The sequence below is a fragment of the Streptomyces exfoliatus genome, assembly GCF_000725545.1.
GTDB classification, from domain to species: domain Bacteria; phylum Actinomycetota; class Actinomycetes; order Streptomycetales; family Streptomycetaceae; genus Streptomyces; species Streptomyces exfoliatus.
Genome location: NZ_JNZP01000005.1, coordinates 195,766 through 210,436, shown reverse-complemented (window position 1 = coordinate 210,436; position 14,671 = coordinate 195,766). Strand labels below are relative to the sequence as shown.

Annotated in this window: 16 protein-coding genes; 7 read left to right on the top strand and 9 right to left on the bottom strand. The window is 69.9% G+C overall.

Features of this window, described 5'->3' with window-relative positions; genetic code table 11:
- Positions 1-7: 7 nt before the first annotated feature.
- Entirely contained in the window at positions 8-868 is an 861-nt protein-coding gene (locus tag IO20_RS0108385) for a GNAT family N-acetyltransferase (protein WP_030549739.1), read from the bottom strand.
- Positions 869-967: 99 nt separating this feature from the next.
- Between IO20_RS0108385 and IO20_RS0108380 the strand changes: the two genes are divergently transcribed.
- Together IO20_RS0108380 and IO20_RS0108375 are read left to right on the top strand one after the other, a co-directional pair.
- Positions 968-1,621 (top strand): HAD family hydrolase, encoded by a 654-nt coding sequence (locus tag IO20_RS0108380; RefSeq protein ID WP_030549738.1) that lies wholly within the window; start codon positions 968-970, stop codon positions 1,619-1,621.
- Between the two features lie 109 nt (positions 1,622-1,730).
- The gene (locus tag IO20_RS0108375) at positions 1,731-3,062 is read left to right on the top strand and encodes a globin domain-containing protein (RefSeq protein ID WP_425423704.1); all 1,332 of its coding nucleotides are present in this window, start codon (positions 1,731-1,733) and stop codon (positions 3,060-3,062) included.
- On the opposite strand, the gene IO20_RS0108370 is transcribed toward IO20_RS0108375, so the two are convergent.
- The 5 genes from IO20_RS0108370 to IO20_RS0108350 all read right to left on the bottom strand — a co-directional run bounded on the left by IO20_RS0108370 (position 3,005) and on the right by IO20_RS0108350 (position 6,668).
- Entirely contained in the window at positions 3,005-3,484 is a 480-nt protein-coding gene (locus IO20_RS0108370) for an NUDIX domain-containing protein (protein WP_030549736.1), read from the bottom strand. The two genes, IO20_RS0108375 and IO20_RS0108370, sit on opposite strands and share 58 nt — an antisense overlap.
- Positions 3,485-3,519: 35 nt before the next feature.
- A complete protein-coding gene (locus IO20_RS0108365) occupies positions 3,520-4,416 on the bottom strand; it encodes a LysR family transcriptional regulator (RefSeq protein ID WP_030549735.1) in 897 nt (298 codons plus the stop codon).
- Between the two features lie 237 nt (positions 4,417-4,653).
- Positions 4,654-5,793, bottom strand: a complete 1,140-nt coding sequence (locus tag IO20_RS0108360; protein ID WP_030549734.1) for a cystathionine gamma-lyase — start codon at positions 5,791-5,793, stop codon at positions 4,654-4,656.
- Complete coding sequence (locus IO20_RS0108355; protein ID WP_030549733.1) at positions 5,790-6,281, bottom strand: low molecular weight protein-tyrosine-phosphatase; 492 nt, start codon at positions 6,279-6,281, stop codon at positions 5,790-5,792. Before IO20_RS0108355 ends, IO20_RS0108360 begins: the two co-directional genes overlap by 4 nt.
- 9 nt (positions 6,282-6,290) lie before the next feature.
- Positions 6,291-6,668, bottom strand: coding sequence for a phage holin family protein (locus tag IO20_RS0108350; protein WP_030549732.1), 378 nt, complete (start codon positions 6,666-6,668; stop codon positions 6,291-6,293).
- A gap of 50 nt (positions 6,669-6,718) precedes the next feature.
- Between IO20_RS0108350 and IO20_RS0108345 the strand changes: the two genes are divergently transcribed.
- The 4 genes from IO20_RS0108345 to IO20_RS0108330 all read left to right on the top strand — a co-directional run bounded on the left by IO20_RS0108345 (position 6,719) and on the right by IO20_RS0108330 (position 8,999).
- A complete protein-coding gene (locus IO20_RS0108345; RefSeq protein WP_030204915.1) occupies positions 6,719-7,036 on the top strand; it encodes a cupin domain-containing protein in 318 nt (105 codons plus the stop codon).
- 157 nt (positions 7,037-7,193) lie between these two features.
- On the top strand, positions 7,194-7,412 hold the full coding sequence (locus IO20_RS0108340) for a DUF5326 family protein (RefSeq protein ID WP_030549731.1): 219 nt from the start codon (positions 7,194-7,196) through the stop codon (positions 7,410-7,412).
- Between the two features lie 237 nt (positions 7,413-7,649).
- Positions 7,650-8,420 carry an IclR family transcriptional regulator gene (locus IO20_RS0108335; protein ID WP_211270351.1) on the top strand — a complete coding sequence of 257 codons (771 nt, stop codon included), beginning with the start codon at positions 7,650-7,652 and terminating at the stop codon, positions 8,418-8,420.
- A 138-nt stretch (positions 8,421-8,558) separates the two neighbouring features.
- Entirely contained in the window at positions 8,559-8,999 is a 441-nt protein-coding gene (locus IO20_RS0108330; protein ID WP_030204907.1) for an SsgA family sporulation/cell division regulator, read from the top strand.
- Between the two features lie 16 nt (positions 9,000-9,015).
- On the opposite strand, the gene IO20_RS0108325 is transcribed toward IO20_RS0108330, so the two are convergent.
- Positions 9,016-10,374: a YibE/F family protein gene (locus IO20_RS0108325; protein ID WP_245684894.1), complete on the bottom strand. Its 1,359-nt coding sequence runs from the start codon at positions 10,372-10,374 to the stop codon at positions 9,016-9,018.
- Between the two features lie 199 nt (positions 10,375-10,573).
- Between IO20_RS0108325 and thiC the strand changes: the two genes are divergently transcribed.
- The gene (thiC, locus tag IO20_RS0108320) at positions 10,574-12,361 is read left to right on the top strand and encodes a phosphomethylpyrimidine synthase ThiC (protein ID WP_030549728.1); all 1,788 of its coding nucleotides are present in this window, start codon (positions 10,574-10,576) and stop codon (positions 12,359-12,361) included.
- Positions 12,362-12,418: 57 nt separating this feature from the next.
- Here the strand turns inward: thiC and IO20_RS0108315 are convergent, their stop codons facing one another.
- The gene (locus tag IO20_RS0108315; RefSeq protein ID WP_030549727.1) at positions 12,419-13,075 is read right to left on the bottom strand and encodes a hypothetical protein; all 657 of its coding nucleotides are present in this window, start codon (positions 13,073-13,075) and stop codon (positions 12,419-12,421) included.
- A gap of 160 nt (positions 13,076-13,235) precedes the next feature.
- Positions 13,236-14,588, bottom strand: a complete 1,353-nt coding sequence (locus tag IO20_RS0108310) for a metallophosphoesterase (RefSeq protein WP_030549726.1) — start codon at positions 14,586-14,588, stop codon at positions 13,236-13,238.
- Positions 14,589-14,671 lie beyond the last annotated feature (83 nt).

The window sequence follows — 14,671 nt, the reverse complement described above, 5'->3', positions numbered from 1 at the left end:
GACGGGGCTATCCGGCCGCGACCGTCAGGGGGGCGAAGCGGCGCCGCCAGTCGCCGGGGAGATCGGGGAGGGAGCGGACCATCAGCGAGGTGGTGGCGATGGAGTCGATGCCGTTCTCCTTCGCCCACCGCAGCAGGACGGTGTGCCGCACGTCGATGTCCGTGCGCAGCGGGCGGTCGCTGACTGCTGCCAGTGAGGCGAACAGGGCCTGCGCCGTGGGGGTGTCCCGGGCGATCAGCGGTCCGATGACATGGGTGTCCATGTTGGGCCAGGCCGCCGCGAAGCCCGTGATCTCGCCGTCCTCCTCCGCGACCCGGAGATGGTCCGCGAACGCGGGGAGCCGGGTGATCATGTGGGTGCGATCGAGGCCGAAGATCTCATGATCCAGGCGCAGGACCGCCTGGAGGTCGTCCGCTGTCGCCGGGCGTACCGGAACGGCGGGGGCAGGCGTGCTGAAGGTGAAGTGCCCCCGCACCATCTCCGCCCGGGTCGTCTCCGTGAAGCCCAGCTGCTCGTACAGGGGCTGCCCGTTCGCCGTGGCGTACAGGGTGAGCGGTGTGTCCCCGGCCTCCTCGACGACGTGCCGCATGAGACGGCGTCCCACCCCTTGGCGTGCGTACCGCTCGGCGACGAGCACCATGCCGATCGCGGCGAGCCCAGGGCCGTACGAGGTGACCACGGAGCAGGCGGCCAGCCCGTTTCCGGAGGGGTCGTCGATGCCGTAACCGGTCCCTGCGGTGAGCAAGAGCCCCCATTTGTACTCCTCGCGGTACCAGCCCCGGTTCTCGGAGAGGTCGGCGCAGGCGAGGAGGTCGTCCGAGGTGAGGCGCCGGATGGGGAGCTGTGCGAGGGGGGAGGAGATCGGCATGCTTTCAGGCTCTCCGACGCGGTGATCTTCCGTCCACCGCTTTACCGGATCTGGCCGATACCCGAGAGGGCGTTGCTTCCCTCCCCTGGCATGGGGACGATGTTTCACGTGAAACCGCGTAGACAGCGACTGCACCTCTTCGATCTCGACGGCACCCTGATCCGGGGATCGGCGGCAGCCGTCGAGATCTCCCGGCAGCTGGACCTCGTGGACGAGATCGCCGCCCTGGAAAAGGGCTTCCTGCGGGGGCTCGCCCCGGACGAGTTCGCCGTCCAGGCGCGCGAGCTGTGGACCGCGCTCACTCTGGACCATGTCGCGGCTGCTTTCGAGGGGGCGCCCTGGCTGGACGGCATTCGCGAGGTCTGGGCCGACATCAGGGCCCGGGGCGACCGCTGTGCGGTCATCTCGCTCTCTCCCGACTTCTTCGTCGAGCGGCTTCTCGACTGGGGCGTCGACGCGGCACACGGTTCACGCTGGCCGTCGGTTCCGTTCACCGAGCCGATCCACCGGCCCGGCATCCTCGACGCGAGGGCGAAGGTACGGATCGCGGGTCGACTCTGTGCGGACTTCGGGGTGGATTCGGCCGACTGTGTCGCGTACGGGGACTCGATGTCCGACGCGGAGCTCTTCGCGATCGTGCCCGACAGCGTCGCTGTGAACGCGGACCACCATCTCGCCGGACTCTCCCGCCACAGTTACACCGGCGGAGATCTCCGCGAGGCCTACTCCCTGGTCCAAAACCGCGCAGCCTAGCCAGAAACCCGGCCCTATGGCCCGAGAACGCCGCTTTCCGTCCGAAGCGGTGATCGGAGGGGTCATCCTGCGACCACGGAAGCCGGCCAGCGCGAGGGCGAGGCACATGATGGATGCTCCGACCACCACGAAGGCAGCGGAGGACGCGGACGGCCGTGAGCCGGGGACGACGGACACATACGACACCCGGATGCCGGACGGGAAGCACGCTCCGTCGGCGGGTGAGAAGGAGTCCACGACGGCGGACGAGAACGAGCCTCGAATATCCGGGGGAGGCTCCGCCGACGCGGTGCTCGTGCGCCGCACCCTGGCGGAGATCGCCCCGGTCGCCGACCGGGTGACCTCGTACTTCTACGCGCTGCTCTTCATCCGGAATCCCGAGCTGCGCGAGATGTTCCCGGCGGCCATGGACACCCAGCGGGACCGGCTTCTGAAGGCCCTCCTCACCGCCGCGGAGCACCTGGACGACACACCGGTGCTCACCTCGTACCTGGAGAACCTCGGCAGAGGGCACCGCAAGTACGGCACCCACTCCGCCCACTATCCGGCCGTGGGCGAGGCGCTCATCGGGGCGCTCGTCCGGTACGCGACGGCGAGCTGGGACGAGGAGACCGAGGCGGCCTGGGTCCGCACGTACACGACGATCTCCCAGATCATGATCGACGCGGCGGCGGCGGACGAGCGCTCGGCGCCCGCTTGGTGGCAGGCGGAGGTCGTCTCGCACGATCTGCGGACCCCTGACGTCGCCGTCGTCACGCTCCGGCCCGACCAGCCGTATTCCTTTCTCGCTGGGCAGTACACGACGCTCGAGACCCCGTGGTGGCCGCGGATCTGGCGCCACTACTCCTTCGCCTCGGCGCCCAGGCCCGACGGCCTGCTCTCCCTCCACGTCAAGGCGGTTCCGGCGGGGTGGGTGTCCAACGCGCTGGTCCATCGGGCCCGCCCGGGTGACGTGCTGCGGCTCGGCCCGCCGACCGGTTCCATGACGGTCGACCACTCCACGGACACCGGCCTGCTCTGTGTGGGCGGCGGCACCGGGATCGCGCCGATCAAGGCCCTGGTGGAGGACGTCGCCGAGCACGGGGACCGGCGCTCGGTCGACGTCTTCTACGGAGCGCGCAGCGGTCACGACCTCTACGACATCGACACGATGCTGCGGCTTCAGAAGACCTTTCCCTGGCTCTCCGTCCACCCGGTCACCGAGGAGCAGGGAAAGCTTCCGGAGGCCGTCTGCCGCTTCGGTCCCTGGGGCGAACGCGACGCCTACCTCTCCGGTCCGCTCGGCATGGTCCGCCGCGGGGTGGACGCGCTCCGGGGAGCGGGGGTCCCCGCGGAGCGCATCCGGCACGACTTCCTGTCGGAGCTCGCCCCGACGCCCTCGGATCAGCCCAGGTCGGGTGCGTGCATGGCGCGGACACCCTCGATGTTGCCGTCGAGGTAGTGGCGCAGGGAGAGCGGAACGAGGTGCACGGCGGCGATCCCCACCCGGCTGAAGGGCACCCGGACGATCTCGTACTCGCCGACCGGGTCGTCCATCTCGGGACCGTGCCGCAGCGAGGTGTCCATGGAGCCGAGCCGGCACACGAAGAAGTGCTGGACCTTCACCCCGGAGACCCCGCCGTCGACGATGTGCTCGACGGTGTCGACGAAGCAGGGCACCACATCGGTGATCTTGGCGCCGAGTTCCTCGTGCACCTCGCGGTGCAGGGCCTCGACGACGGTGGCGTCGGTGGGTTCCACGCCCCCACCGGGCGTGAGCCAGTAGGGATCCATCCCCGGCTTGGTGCGCTTGATGAGGATGAGGTCGTCCCCGTCGAGCAGGATGGCGCGTGCGGTGCGTTTGATCACGGGCCGTTCGTTCATGGGAAGAAAATGGCCCGTCCGAGGTGTCCTGAAACTCACCAGGCCGCGGCGGCCCGCAGCAGTTCCTCGTGAGCCCGCGCGATGGGCGACAGCGCCAGCGTGCCGGTGCGTACGACCAGGAAGTAGGTCCGGAGCGGAGGGACCGGCGGGTCGAGCAGTGCCACGAGCCGGCCTTGGGCGAGGGCCTCCTCGCAGAGGTAGCGGGGCAGGACGGCGAGCCCGGCGCCGGAGGCGGCGGATTCCCGTACGGCGCGCAGGTCGGGGGCGATCACCGTGGCGGCGACCGCCGGCTTGGTCTCGAAGACGCTCGCCCAGTAGCGGGAGACGAACGGCAGCGACTCGTGCACCTCGACCACCGGAAGCTGCTCGAGGACCACCGCGCCCTTGCGGAGGAGGGCCTCGGGGGAGAGCCGGGCCGCCCAGCGCGGCGCCGCGACCAGGACGTGTTCCTCGTCGCAGAGCGGGGTGGCGACGAGCAGGCCGCCTCGGGGACGGGCGGTGGCGACGGCCAGATCGTGATGTCCCGCGGCGAGGCCGTCGAGGATCTCCTCCGTGTTGCCGAGGAACGACGCCCGTACGGCGAGCCCCTGGCCGACGAGGGGGGTCAGGGCCGGCAGGACGCGGAGAGCGGTGAACTCCGGGGGCCCGGCGACATGGAGGGTACGCAGACCGCTCTCCTCGTCGAGGCCGGTCTCGGCGATCTCGACGAGGGCGTCCAGATGGGGAGCGGCTCGGTGGGCGAGCTCGTCGCCGATGCTCGTCGGGGTGACCCCGCGGGCCTGTCTGAGGAAGAGGGGCCGCCCGAGTTGTCGTTCGAGGGTCCGGATCTGGCTGGTGACGGCGGGCTGGGAGAGGCCGAGGAGCGCGGCGGCGCGGGTGAAGGAGCCGGCCCGGTGCACCGTGACGAACGTGCGCAGCAGGGCAAGATCCATGCCCGCCCCCTCCCGGCCGTGCGGCCGTCCGGCTCAGGCGGTCGGCTGACTGCGCCTCAGGACCGTCCAACTATAAATAAGTCGATAGGTCGCTGTCGCTACCGTGATTGGACACTGACGCTCAGTCAACTAGCCTTGTACAGGCGGTCTCCGCGCGTGGAACCGGGGCGCTCCGAGCCACGAGGGGGGAGGCTCGGAGCGCCCCTTTCCGCGTACACACGGCCGGTGACCTCGGCCTCAGCCGGCGGATCCGGCCTCGTCGAGGGCCCGCAGCACGTCGGCGATCAGGTCCTCCGGGTCCTCGGCGCCGACCGAGAACCGGATGAATCCCTCGGCGACCGCGTCCCCGCCCCAGCGCCCACGCCGCTCCGCCGTGGAGCGCACGCCGCCGAAACTGGTGGCGTCGTCCACGAGCCGCAGCTCTTCGAGGAACCGCTCGGCCCGCTTCCGGTCCGCCAGCTCGAAGGAGATCACCGGCCCGAAGCGCCGCATCTGCCGGGCGGCCACCGCGTGCGAGGGGTCGCCCGGCAGCCCCGGATAGCGCAGCCCGGTCACGTCCGCGCGCCCGGCGAGCGTCCGCGCGAGCGTGAGGGCGGTGGAGCACTGCCGGTCGATGCGCAGCTGGAGCGTGGCGAGCGAACGGTGGGCGAGCCAGGCCTCCATGGGCCCGGGGATGGCCCCGACGACCTTGCGCCAGCGCCGTACCTCCGCGGCCCGCTGGGGATCGCGGCAGCTGACGTGGCCGAGCAGGATGTCCCCGTGCCCGGTCATGCCCTTGGTGTCGCTGGCGACGGAGAAGTCCGCGCCCAGCTCGAGGGGACGCTGGCCGAGCGGCGTGGAGAGGGTGTTGTCGACGGCCACGAGCGCCCCCGCCGCATGGCCCTCGCGCACCAAGCGCCGGATGTCGCAGACGTCGAGCCCGGGGTTGGACGGGGTCTCGATCCACAGGAGACGGGCCCCGTCGAGGACGGCGAGCTGGCCGTCATCGGCGGTCGGCGCGGTGCGGACCTCGATGCCGTACGCCCGCAGCTGCTCGTGGAGCAGGGGCAGGGCCTGGTAGCCGTCGGTGGGCAGCACCACCGCGTCGCCCGCCTTCAGCTGGGAGAGGAGGACGGCGGAGATCGCGGCCATGCCCGAGGCGAAGACCAGCGTCTCGACGTCCTGCTCCCCCGGCGCCTCCAGCTCGCCGATGGCCCGTTCCAGATGGGTCCAGGTGGGGTTCTCGTCGCGGCCGTACGTGTACGGGCCCGTCGGCTCGCCCGGCAGGTGGAAGTGCGCGGCGAAGACCGGCCCCGGCAGGGTCGGCTCGTACTTCACGGGTTCGGGCAGTCCCGCCCGTACGGCGCGCGTGCCGTCTCCGTATGACTCGTCGGTCACGGTGTCCGCTCCTCGATCTCAAGGCGTACGGCCGCGAGCAGTCCCTCGCCTGCGGCCTTCACCATTTCCAGGCACTCGTCGAAGCCCTCGCGGCCCCCGTAGTAAGGGTCGGGGACGTCGAGCCGGTCCCCGGCGGCGGGGTCGTAGGAGCGCAGCAGCCGTATCCGCGCCGCTTCCTCGGGCGTGCGGGCGAGCTCGCGCAGCTCCCGCAGATGCCCCTCGTCCAGTGCGATCACCAGGTCGAGGTCGGAGAACCAGGAGGCCCGGAATCGGCGGGCGACGTGCGTGGAGGTGTAGCCGTTCTCGTCGAGGACGGCGATGGTGCGCGGATCTGCGCCGTCGCCCTCGTGCCAGCCGCCGGTGCCGGCGCTGTCGACCTCCACCGCCGTGTCGAGGCCGGCGTCCTCCAGCTGGCTGCGGAAGACGTGCTCGGCCATCGGAGAGCGGCAGATGTTGCCCGTGCAGACGAAGCAGACGCGGTAGGTCATGGTCGCCACTCAGTCGTTGTCGGGGAGCACGAGGTTCAGGGCCCACGACACGACGGAGATGATCAGGCCACCCAGGACGGCGGTCCAGAAGCCCTCCACGTGGAAGCTGAGCTCGAACTGCTCGGCCAGCCAGGACGTGAGGAGCAGCATCAGGGCGTTGACCACGAGGGTGATCAGACCGAGTGTCAGGATGAAGAGCGGAAGCGTCAGCAGCTTGACGATCGGCTTCACCAGGAAGTTCACGAGCCCGAAGACCAGGGCGACGAGAATCAGGGTCAGGATCTTCTTGCCGGTGCTGTCACCGGTCAGGGTGATGCCCGGGACCCACCAGACGGCGACTCCCAGGGCGCCCGCGTTCGCGAGCGTCTTGACTACGAAATTCATCATGTGTCTGATCGTGGCAGACATGATCGGACAGAGGCAGGGGCGGACGGGCGATGAAGGCATTCCGACTGGATGAACTCGAGGCGGAGCGCGCCGCGAACAAGGGCGCGTACCTCCAGTTCCTGCGGGAGCGGAACATGTCGGTGGGCCTGTACGCGCTGGACGCCGGGGAGCTCGACCCGCAGCAGCCGCACCGCCAGGACGAGGTGTACTTCGTGGTGAGCGGCCGGGCGGCGATCACGGTCGGGACGGAGACGACGCAGGTGGCGCGTGGCAGCGTCGTCTATGTGCCGGCCGGGGTGGAGCACAAGTTCCACCACATCAGCGAGGACCTGCGGGTGATGGTGGTCTTCTCGCCGCCGGAGAGCTGAGCGCCGTGGGCCGGGCCTGATCTGCGCGGACCCCCTAGGGGTCGGATCAGGGGAGAGCGGGGGCCGTGGGGCCCCTGTGGGCCTCTTCGGGCCCCTAGCCTTGAAGTTGTTCGGCGCGGAGTGCGCGGAACGGATCTTCGAGAGCGAGGTAGGGACGATGGCCGTACGGGAGATTCTCGCGGGGATGCCCTGGTGGGTGAAGTGGGTCGCCATACCGGCGCTCGCCCTGCTCGTCTTCGGCGGACTGATCACCAGCGTCCTGGCCTTCGTGGTCGGGCTGCTCTTCAAGGTGCTGCTCTTCGTGGCCCTCGTCGCCGGACTGATCTACGTCGTGCGGAAGTTCAGCTCCTCCGACCGTGCTCGTGAGGACTGGTAGCACAAGCTACTGATCGGTATGAAGCCGATGACGGCTATTAGCCCGCCCGGGGGAACGCGCCCGGCTAATCAGGGCGCGCGCCCTGGAGCTGCCACTAGAGTGGAATCTCTCCGCCGCGTTGGGGACTACAGGCGTAGACCTCCGTACTGACCAGCGGTTTCCCAGGCCCGGCGGGCGCGCGGGGGCGGCCCCCGCGGGCGGGTGCAGTGCATCCGTTGTCACGCCTGGGGGTGACCTTTGGCCACGGCTACGCAGACCGCTGCGCCTACCCTGATCGGCTCGGTGCAGCGGGCGCTGAGACTTCTGGAGGCCGTGTCCTCCCATGCGGACGGTGCTCCCGCCAAACAGCTCGCCCGTGAGACGGGCCTTCCGCTGCCCACCACGTACCACCTGCTCCGCACCCTGACGCACGAGGGCTATCTGCGCCGTGAGAAGGGTGTGTTCGTGCTGGGCGAAGCCGCCGTCCGACTGGCCGGCGGCGAAGCTGTGCAGAATCGTCGCATCAAGATCGAAGACTCCCTTGCCCGTTGGCGGGACGAGATCGGTGTGCCGGTCTACTTCGCCCTCTACCGCGAGGGGGAGATCGAGCTCGTCGCCGTCGCCGACACCCCTTCCGCCCCCGCCGTGGAGGAATGGGCCGACTTCCGGCAGACCGCCCACGCGCACGCGATCGGGCAGTGTCTGCTGAGTCAACTCGATTCGAAATCCCGTCAAGACCACCTCGACCGGCATCCGGTGGAAGCGATCACACCGTTCACCGTGCGTAATCGCCGTCTGCTTTTGGAGCGTTTGGACGGTTTGGGGCGAATGGAGCCCCTGGTGGAGCGTCAGGAATATGCGCTCGGCACGGTCTGTGCCGCGATCCCCATCACCGCAGGCTCCGCAGCGGGCGCGATGGCCATTTCTCTCCCCCTTCACCAGGAAGAACGGTTGCTCCCGGCAGTCGAGCGACTACGTACAGAGATCGGAAGGCTCTTCAGCTCGCTCGCTTTCTCTATCAGTATCTGAAAAATCACTCCTTGTGATCTGCTAGCGCTTACAGCACGATTGCGTCAAGAGGGCCACGGGGGATCATTCCTGGCCGTTTCGGTCACAGCTTTCAGCAGCTGTGTTCACACAACTGCTTCATCTACTGCGGGGTACACGATGCGAGAGTCCGTTCAGGCCGAAGTCCTGATGAGCTTCCTCGTCTCCGAGGAGCTCTCCTTCAGGATCCCGGTCGAACTGCGATATGAGTCCCGGGATCCCTACGCGGTGCGGATGACCTTCCACCTCCCCGGAGATGCGCCCGTCACCTGGGCGTTCGGCAGGGAGCTGCTCCTCGACGGAATCAACCGGCCGAGCGGCGACGGCGATGTGCACATCGCCCCGACCGAGCCCGAGGGCCTCTCGGACGTCTCCATCCGACTTCAGGTCGGCGGCGACCGCGCCCTCTTCAGGGCGAGCGCACCGCCGCTGGTCGCCTTCCTCGACCGCACGGACAAGCTGGTCCCGCTCGGTCAGGAACGGACACTCGGCGACTTCGAAGACCACCTGGAGGCCGCCCTGGGCCGGATTCTGGCCGAGGAGAACGCGGGCCCGGCCTGACTCGCCGGGCCCTACGTCACTTGGCGCGGCGCCGACGCCCGCCCCGTACCGCCGCGGGCCGCTGTCCTTCGGACGTCGGCCGGTCGGCGGAGACCACCAGTGCCGCGAGTGCCGTGGTGACCGGCACGGAGGCGACCAGACCGATCGACCCGACCAGAGTCCGCACGATCTCCTCGGCGACGAGCTCGCTGTTGGCCACCGTCCCCATGCTGCTCTGAGCGATGGAGAAGAGCAGCAGCAATGGGAGGGCGGCACCCGCGTAGGCGAGCACCAGGGTGTTCACGACCGAGGCGATGTGGTCGCGTCCGATGCGGATGGCGGCCCGGTAGAGCCCGCGCGGACCCATGCCCGGATCGGCCTGGTGCAGCTCCCAGACCGCTGAGGTCTGGGTGACCGTCACGTCGTCGAGCACACCGAGTGAACCGATGATGATTCCGGCCAGGAGCAGACCGGACATGTCGATGCTCGGGTAGAGGCCGTGGATCAGGCCGGTGTTGTCGTCGGTGTTGCCGCTCAGCGACGCCCAGTCGATGAAGACGGAGCCGAGCAGTCCGATCAGCAGCAGGGAGATCAGCGTCCCCAGCACCGCCACTGAGGTGCGTGCCGAGAGGCCGTGGCACATGTAGAGCGCGATCAGCATGATCGCACTCGATCCGATGATCGCCACGACCAGCGGATTCGACCCCTGCAGGATCGCGGGCAGGATGAAGAACGTGAGCACGAGGAAGCTCGCGGCGAGGGCGATCAGCGCCATCACTCCGCGCATCCGGCCGACGAGCACGACGACGAGGGCGAAGATCCCTGCGAGCACCGCCAGCGGGATCTTGCGGTTCACATCGGTCACCGAGTACTGGAGGTCACGCGGCGCGTCGGGGGCGTACGCGACCACCACCCCCTGCCCCTCGTCCAGTTGGCGCGGTGCGTCCGGCTGCACGATCTCGGTGAACCGGCGCCCCTTCTCCGGGCCGCTGGTGACCTCGATGGTCGCCTTCTCGCACTGTCCCTGCTGGGCGTTGACCGCCTCGCGCCCCTGAGGGGTGGAGGTGTCACCGGTCGGCGGGACCTGCGCGGCGTTCACGTCCGCGCAGTCGACCTGCTCGACGGCGACGACCTTGCCCTGCTCGGTCTGCCGGTCGAAGCCGACCCCGGTGCGCTCATGTGGTGGGGCGCCGCCGGGCCACAGCACCACGAGCCCCACCACGACGGCCGTGGCGAAGGGGATCAGAACCGCGGCGATGACCTTGCGCAGATGCCGGGACACCGGTGCGGCCGGCCCGTGGTTGTGGCTGTGGCCGTGCCCCTGGGCGTGGCCGTGGGAAGGGCCTGGACCGTGGTCGTGGCCGTGCGGCTCGGGAGTCTGCTGGGGGGAAGTCACCGACCGATCATCGCAAGAACGGCGGGGGCCCACTGTTCAGCACGCCCGGGATGACGCTAGCGTGGTGGCACCTTTGCACACGCGGGAGCTCGGAGCACCGGGCTGAGAGGGCGCTGATCACCGTACGCACGTACGGGAGGAGGCTGCGCCGACCGCCGAACCTGTTACCGGGTAATGCCGGCGTAGGGAGATCGGTCTCATGACCATTCAGGATGCACGCACGCCTGCCTCCGACCAGGACGGCACCTCTGTCGACGGTGAGCGCACGCCGGGCTGGCACAAGGGGTACGTCCAGGGCTCGCGCCCCGACCTCAGGGTGCCGGTCCGTCAGGTACACCTCACCAACGGCAAGGACGTCACGCTGTACGACACGTCCGGCCCGTACACCGACCCCACCGTCGACACCGACGTACGGAGGGGCCTTCCGCCGTTGCGCGAGAACTGGATCATCGGGCGCGGCGACACCGAGGAGTACGCGGGCCGCCCGGCCCGTCCCGAGGACGACGGCATCAAGCACACCTCGCCGCGCGGTGGCGGGCTGAAGAACCTCGACGCCGTCTTCCCCGGCCGCCCGCGCCTGCCGCGCCGCGGCCGCGACGGCCAGGCGGTGACCCAGCTCGCGTACGCCCGCCGGGGCGAGATCACCCCGGAGATGGAGTACGTCGCCATCCGCGAGAACGTCTCCCCCGAGGTCGTACGGGAGGAGATCGCCGCAGGTCGCGCTGTGCTGCCGGCGAACGTCAACCACCCGGAGATCGAGCCGATGATCATCGGCAAGCGGTTCCTGGTGAAGGTCAACGCCAACATCGGCAACTCCGCCGTCACCTCCTCCATCGAGGAGGAGGTGGAGAAGATGACCTGGGCGACCAAGTGGGGCGCCGACACGGTCATGGACCTGTCCACCGGCCGCAACATCCACACCACCCGCGAGTGGGTGCTGCGCAACTCCCCCGTCCCGATCGGCACCGTGCCGCTCTACCAGGCCCTGGAGAAGGTCGACGGCAGGGCCGAGGACCTGACCTGGGAGATCTACAAGGACACGGTCATCGAGCAGGCCGAGCAGGGCGTGGACTACATGACCGTGCACGCCGGCGTACTCCTGCCGTACGTGCCGCTCACCGCGCGCCGCAAGACCGGCATCGTCTCGCGCGGCGGCTCGATCATGGCCGCGTGGTGTCTCGCGCACCACAGGGAGAACTTCCTCTACACGAACTTCGAGGAGCTCTGCGAGATCCTGGCGACGTACGACGTCACGTACTCGCTCGGCGACGGCCTGCGTCCCGGCTCGATCGCGGACGCCAACGACGAGGCCCAGTTCGCGGAGCTGCGCACGCTCGGCGAGCTGAACACGATCGCCAAGCGCCACAACGTCCAGACGATGATCGAGGGCCCCGGGCACGTCCCGATGCACAAGATCAAGGAGAACATCGACCTCCAGCAGGAGATCTGCGAGGAGGCGCCGTTCTACACCCTCGGCCCGCTGACCACGGACGTCGCGCCCGCGTACGACCACATCACCTCCGGCATCGGCGCGGCGATGATCGCCTGGTGGGGCACGGCCATGCTCTGCTACGTCACGCCCAAGGAGCACCTGGGCCTGCCGAACCGGGACGACGTGAAGACCGGCGTCATCACGTACAAGATCGCGGCCCACGCGGCGGACCTCGCCAAGGGGCACCCGGGCGCGCAGGAGTGGGACGACGCGCTCTCCGACGCGCGGTTCGAGTTCCGCTGGGAGGACCAGTTCAACCTCGCGCTCGACCCGGTCACCGCCCGCGAGTTCCACGACGAGACGCTGCCGGCGGAGCCCGCGAAGACCGCCCACTTCTGCTCGATGTGCGGTCCGAAGTTCTGCTCGATGAAGATCTCGCAGGACATCCGTCGTGAACACGGCGGTACGCAGCAGGAGATCGAGGCCGGCATGGCGGAGAAGTCCAAGGAGTTCGCCGCGAGCGGCAACCGCGTCTATCTGCCGCTGGCGGACTGACCTCCACCAGCGCTCGGCCGGCCCGCGACCCCGGGGGAGTCGCGGGCCGGCTGCGTGTCAGGTCTGGGGCGTCGGCGGTGAGCCCGTGGGTGGGGCGGTGGCGGCGAGGGCGTCGCGGAGGAAGGGGAGGATGCCGCGTTCGAGAAGGGCGCGGCGCCAGGCCTCCCGGGCGCGGGACAGTTCGTCGTCCGGCGCGGACCCCGTGCGCACGGCGGCCGGACTGTTCCGCAGGGCCGTCATGAGGAGTCCGACGGCCGCGCCGAGCAGTCCGGCCGCGGCCACGGCGCCGAAGACCAGACCGGCCGTGAGGAGCGTCGCCCCGAACACCATGGTGGGGGCGAGTGCGCGCAGAACCGCGCCGACCAGCAGGAATATGACGGCAGCCGTGCCCGCGAGGACGGGCACCATGACGGTGAGGATCGCGACGACGCCCGGGCCGGCGCCGGGGCGGTCGGAATTCTCCGCGGGGCGTGCCCCGAGGGTCGCGCGGTTCTGTTCGCGCACCTTCACGAAGTGGTCGTACTCGCTCGCCGCCGCGCTGGTGACCAGCGTCGTCGCGTTCAGCGTCATGGCGCGCAGTTGCGCGAGCGTGAGCCGGGTGCCGGCTCCGGCGAGATCCGGACGTGCGTGGGCGGTGCTCAGTGCGTCGTCGAGGACCCGCTCGTACTCGGCGCGGTCCTCGGTCAGCAGGTGCGGAGCCACGTTCATGTGCATCCCCCGATGCTCCGTAGGCCCTGATCTGCCGTGGGAAACGGTCGGTTGGGCGGAAACGGAGGAGAGCCTGCTACGGATGGACCCGATGGTATTGCGGTCGAGCCACGCGTTGACAGGGTGTTTCCTGAATTCGCCGTTCCCGGATGCGCAGTGTGATGCGTCAGCCGTTCAGGGGGAGTTGGACGACCAGTAGCTTTCCGGCCATGGTCACTCCGCCGTCCATGGCGATCGCCAGCCCGTCCGCGTACACGTGCGGTCCGTCGACGACCGGGCCCGAACTGTCCTCGCCCTCCTCCGTGCCGACCTGGCCGAGGAGGTACGGGATGGGGCTGTGGCCGTGCACGATCCGGTGGCCGCCATAGGTGGAGAGCAGCTCCTGGACGGCCTGCGGGCCGCCCTCGTCCCGGAAGGCGAAGCGCTTGGTGAACTTGCGGAAGACGTCCCAGACCTCGTCGGCGTCGTTCCGGTTGAGGATCTCGTGGACCGTGTCGTTGACGTCCTCGATGGTCGCGCCGTATTCGAGGTAAGCGGTGGTGTCGGAGTGCAGGAGGAGGTGGTCGTCCTCCAGGACGACGGCGTCGAGCCGGGACATCCACTGGAGGTGGACGTCCTGGAGCCGGTCCATGTCGTGCTTCTGGCCGCCGTTGAGCAGCCAGGCGGCCTGGAAGGTGGCGGTACCCGCCCCGGAGTTGACCGGGGTGTCGCCGAAGCGCTTGGCGCCGATGAGCAGCAGCTCGTGGTTGCCCATGAGGGCCTTGCAGTAGCCGCCGGCGGCGGCGGCCTCGGCGGACAGCCGCATGACGAGGTCGATGACGCCGATGCCGTCGGGGCCGCGGTCGGTGAAGTCGCCGAGGAACCAGAGGCGGGCGTTGCCCGCGGCCCAGCCGCCGTTCTCGTCGATGAGCCCCTGGGCGCGCAGGGCGGCGACGAGTTCGTCGAGGTAGCCGTGGACGTCGCCGACGACGTAGAGCGGGCCGGGTCCCTCGCCGCTCGCGGCGGCGGGTCCGGCCGCCGTGGCGGGTTCGGGGGTGACCGGGACCTGGACGGTGTCGCCGCGCTTGATGATCGGGAGGTCGCGCTCGGTCGGGGTGTACCCGTCCGGCATCCCGGCGTCGGGGAAGGCGTTTCCGGGGTGGCCGGTGGCGACGGAGACGATGGAGGAGCCGGCCGCCGCGGGGTACGCGGGGGCGGGACGGTGTCCCAGGTGGAGGGTCGGCTCGGCGGGCATGGGCGCGGTGGGCGCGGGCGGGCCCGTGGGCACCGCGGGTGCGGCCTGCGGCGGTGCGGGCGCGGCGGGTGTCGCGGGTGCGGCGGGTGCCGTCCGCTGTGGTGCGGGAGCGGGTGGGTGCTCGGTCGGTGCGGGCACCGGCAGAGGCTCCGTGGACGTCGGTTCCGTGGAATGGCCCTGCTCGGTGGCATGGCCCTGTACGGGCACGCGGGCGTACGGCGGTACGCGGAAGTCACGCAATGTCGCCGTGCGCACCACGGGCTCCTGCCCGGCCCCCTGAGTCATGGACCCCTCCACCACCGTCGCGATGCCCTGCACATCGCGGACCGGCCTGGTCGGGGAGGTCCGCGGTGTCGTGCGCCCATCAT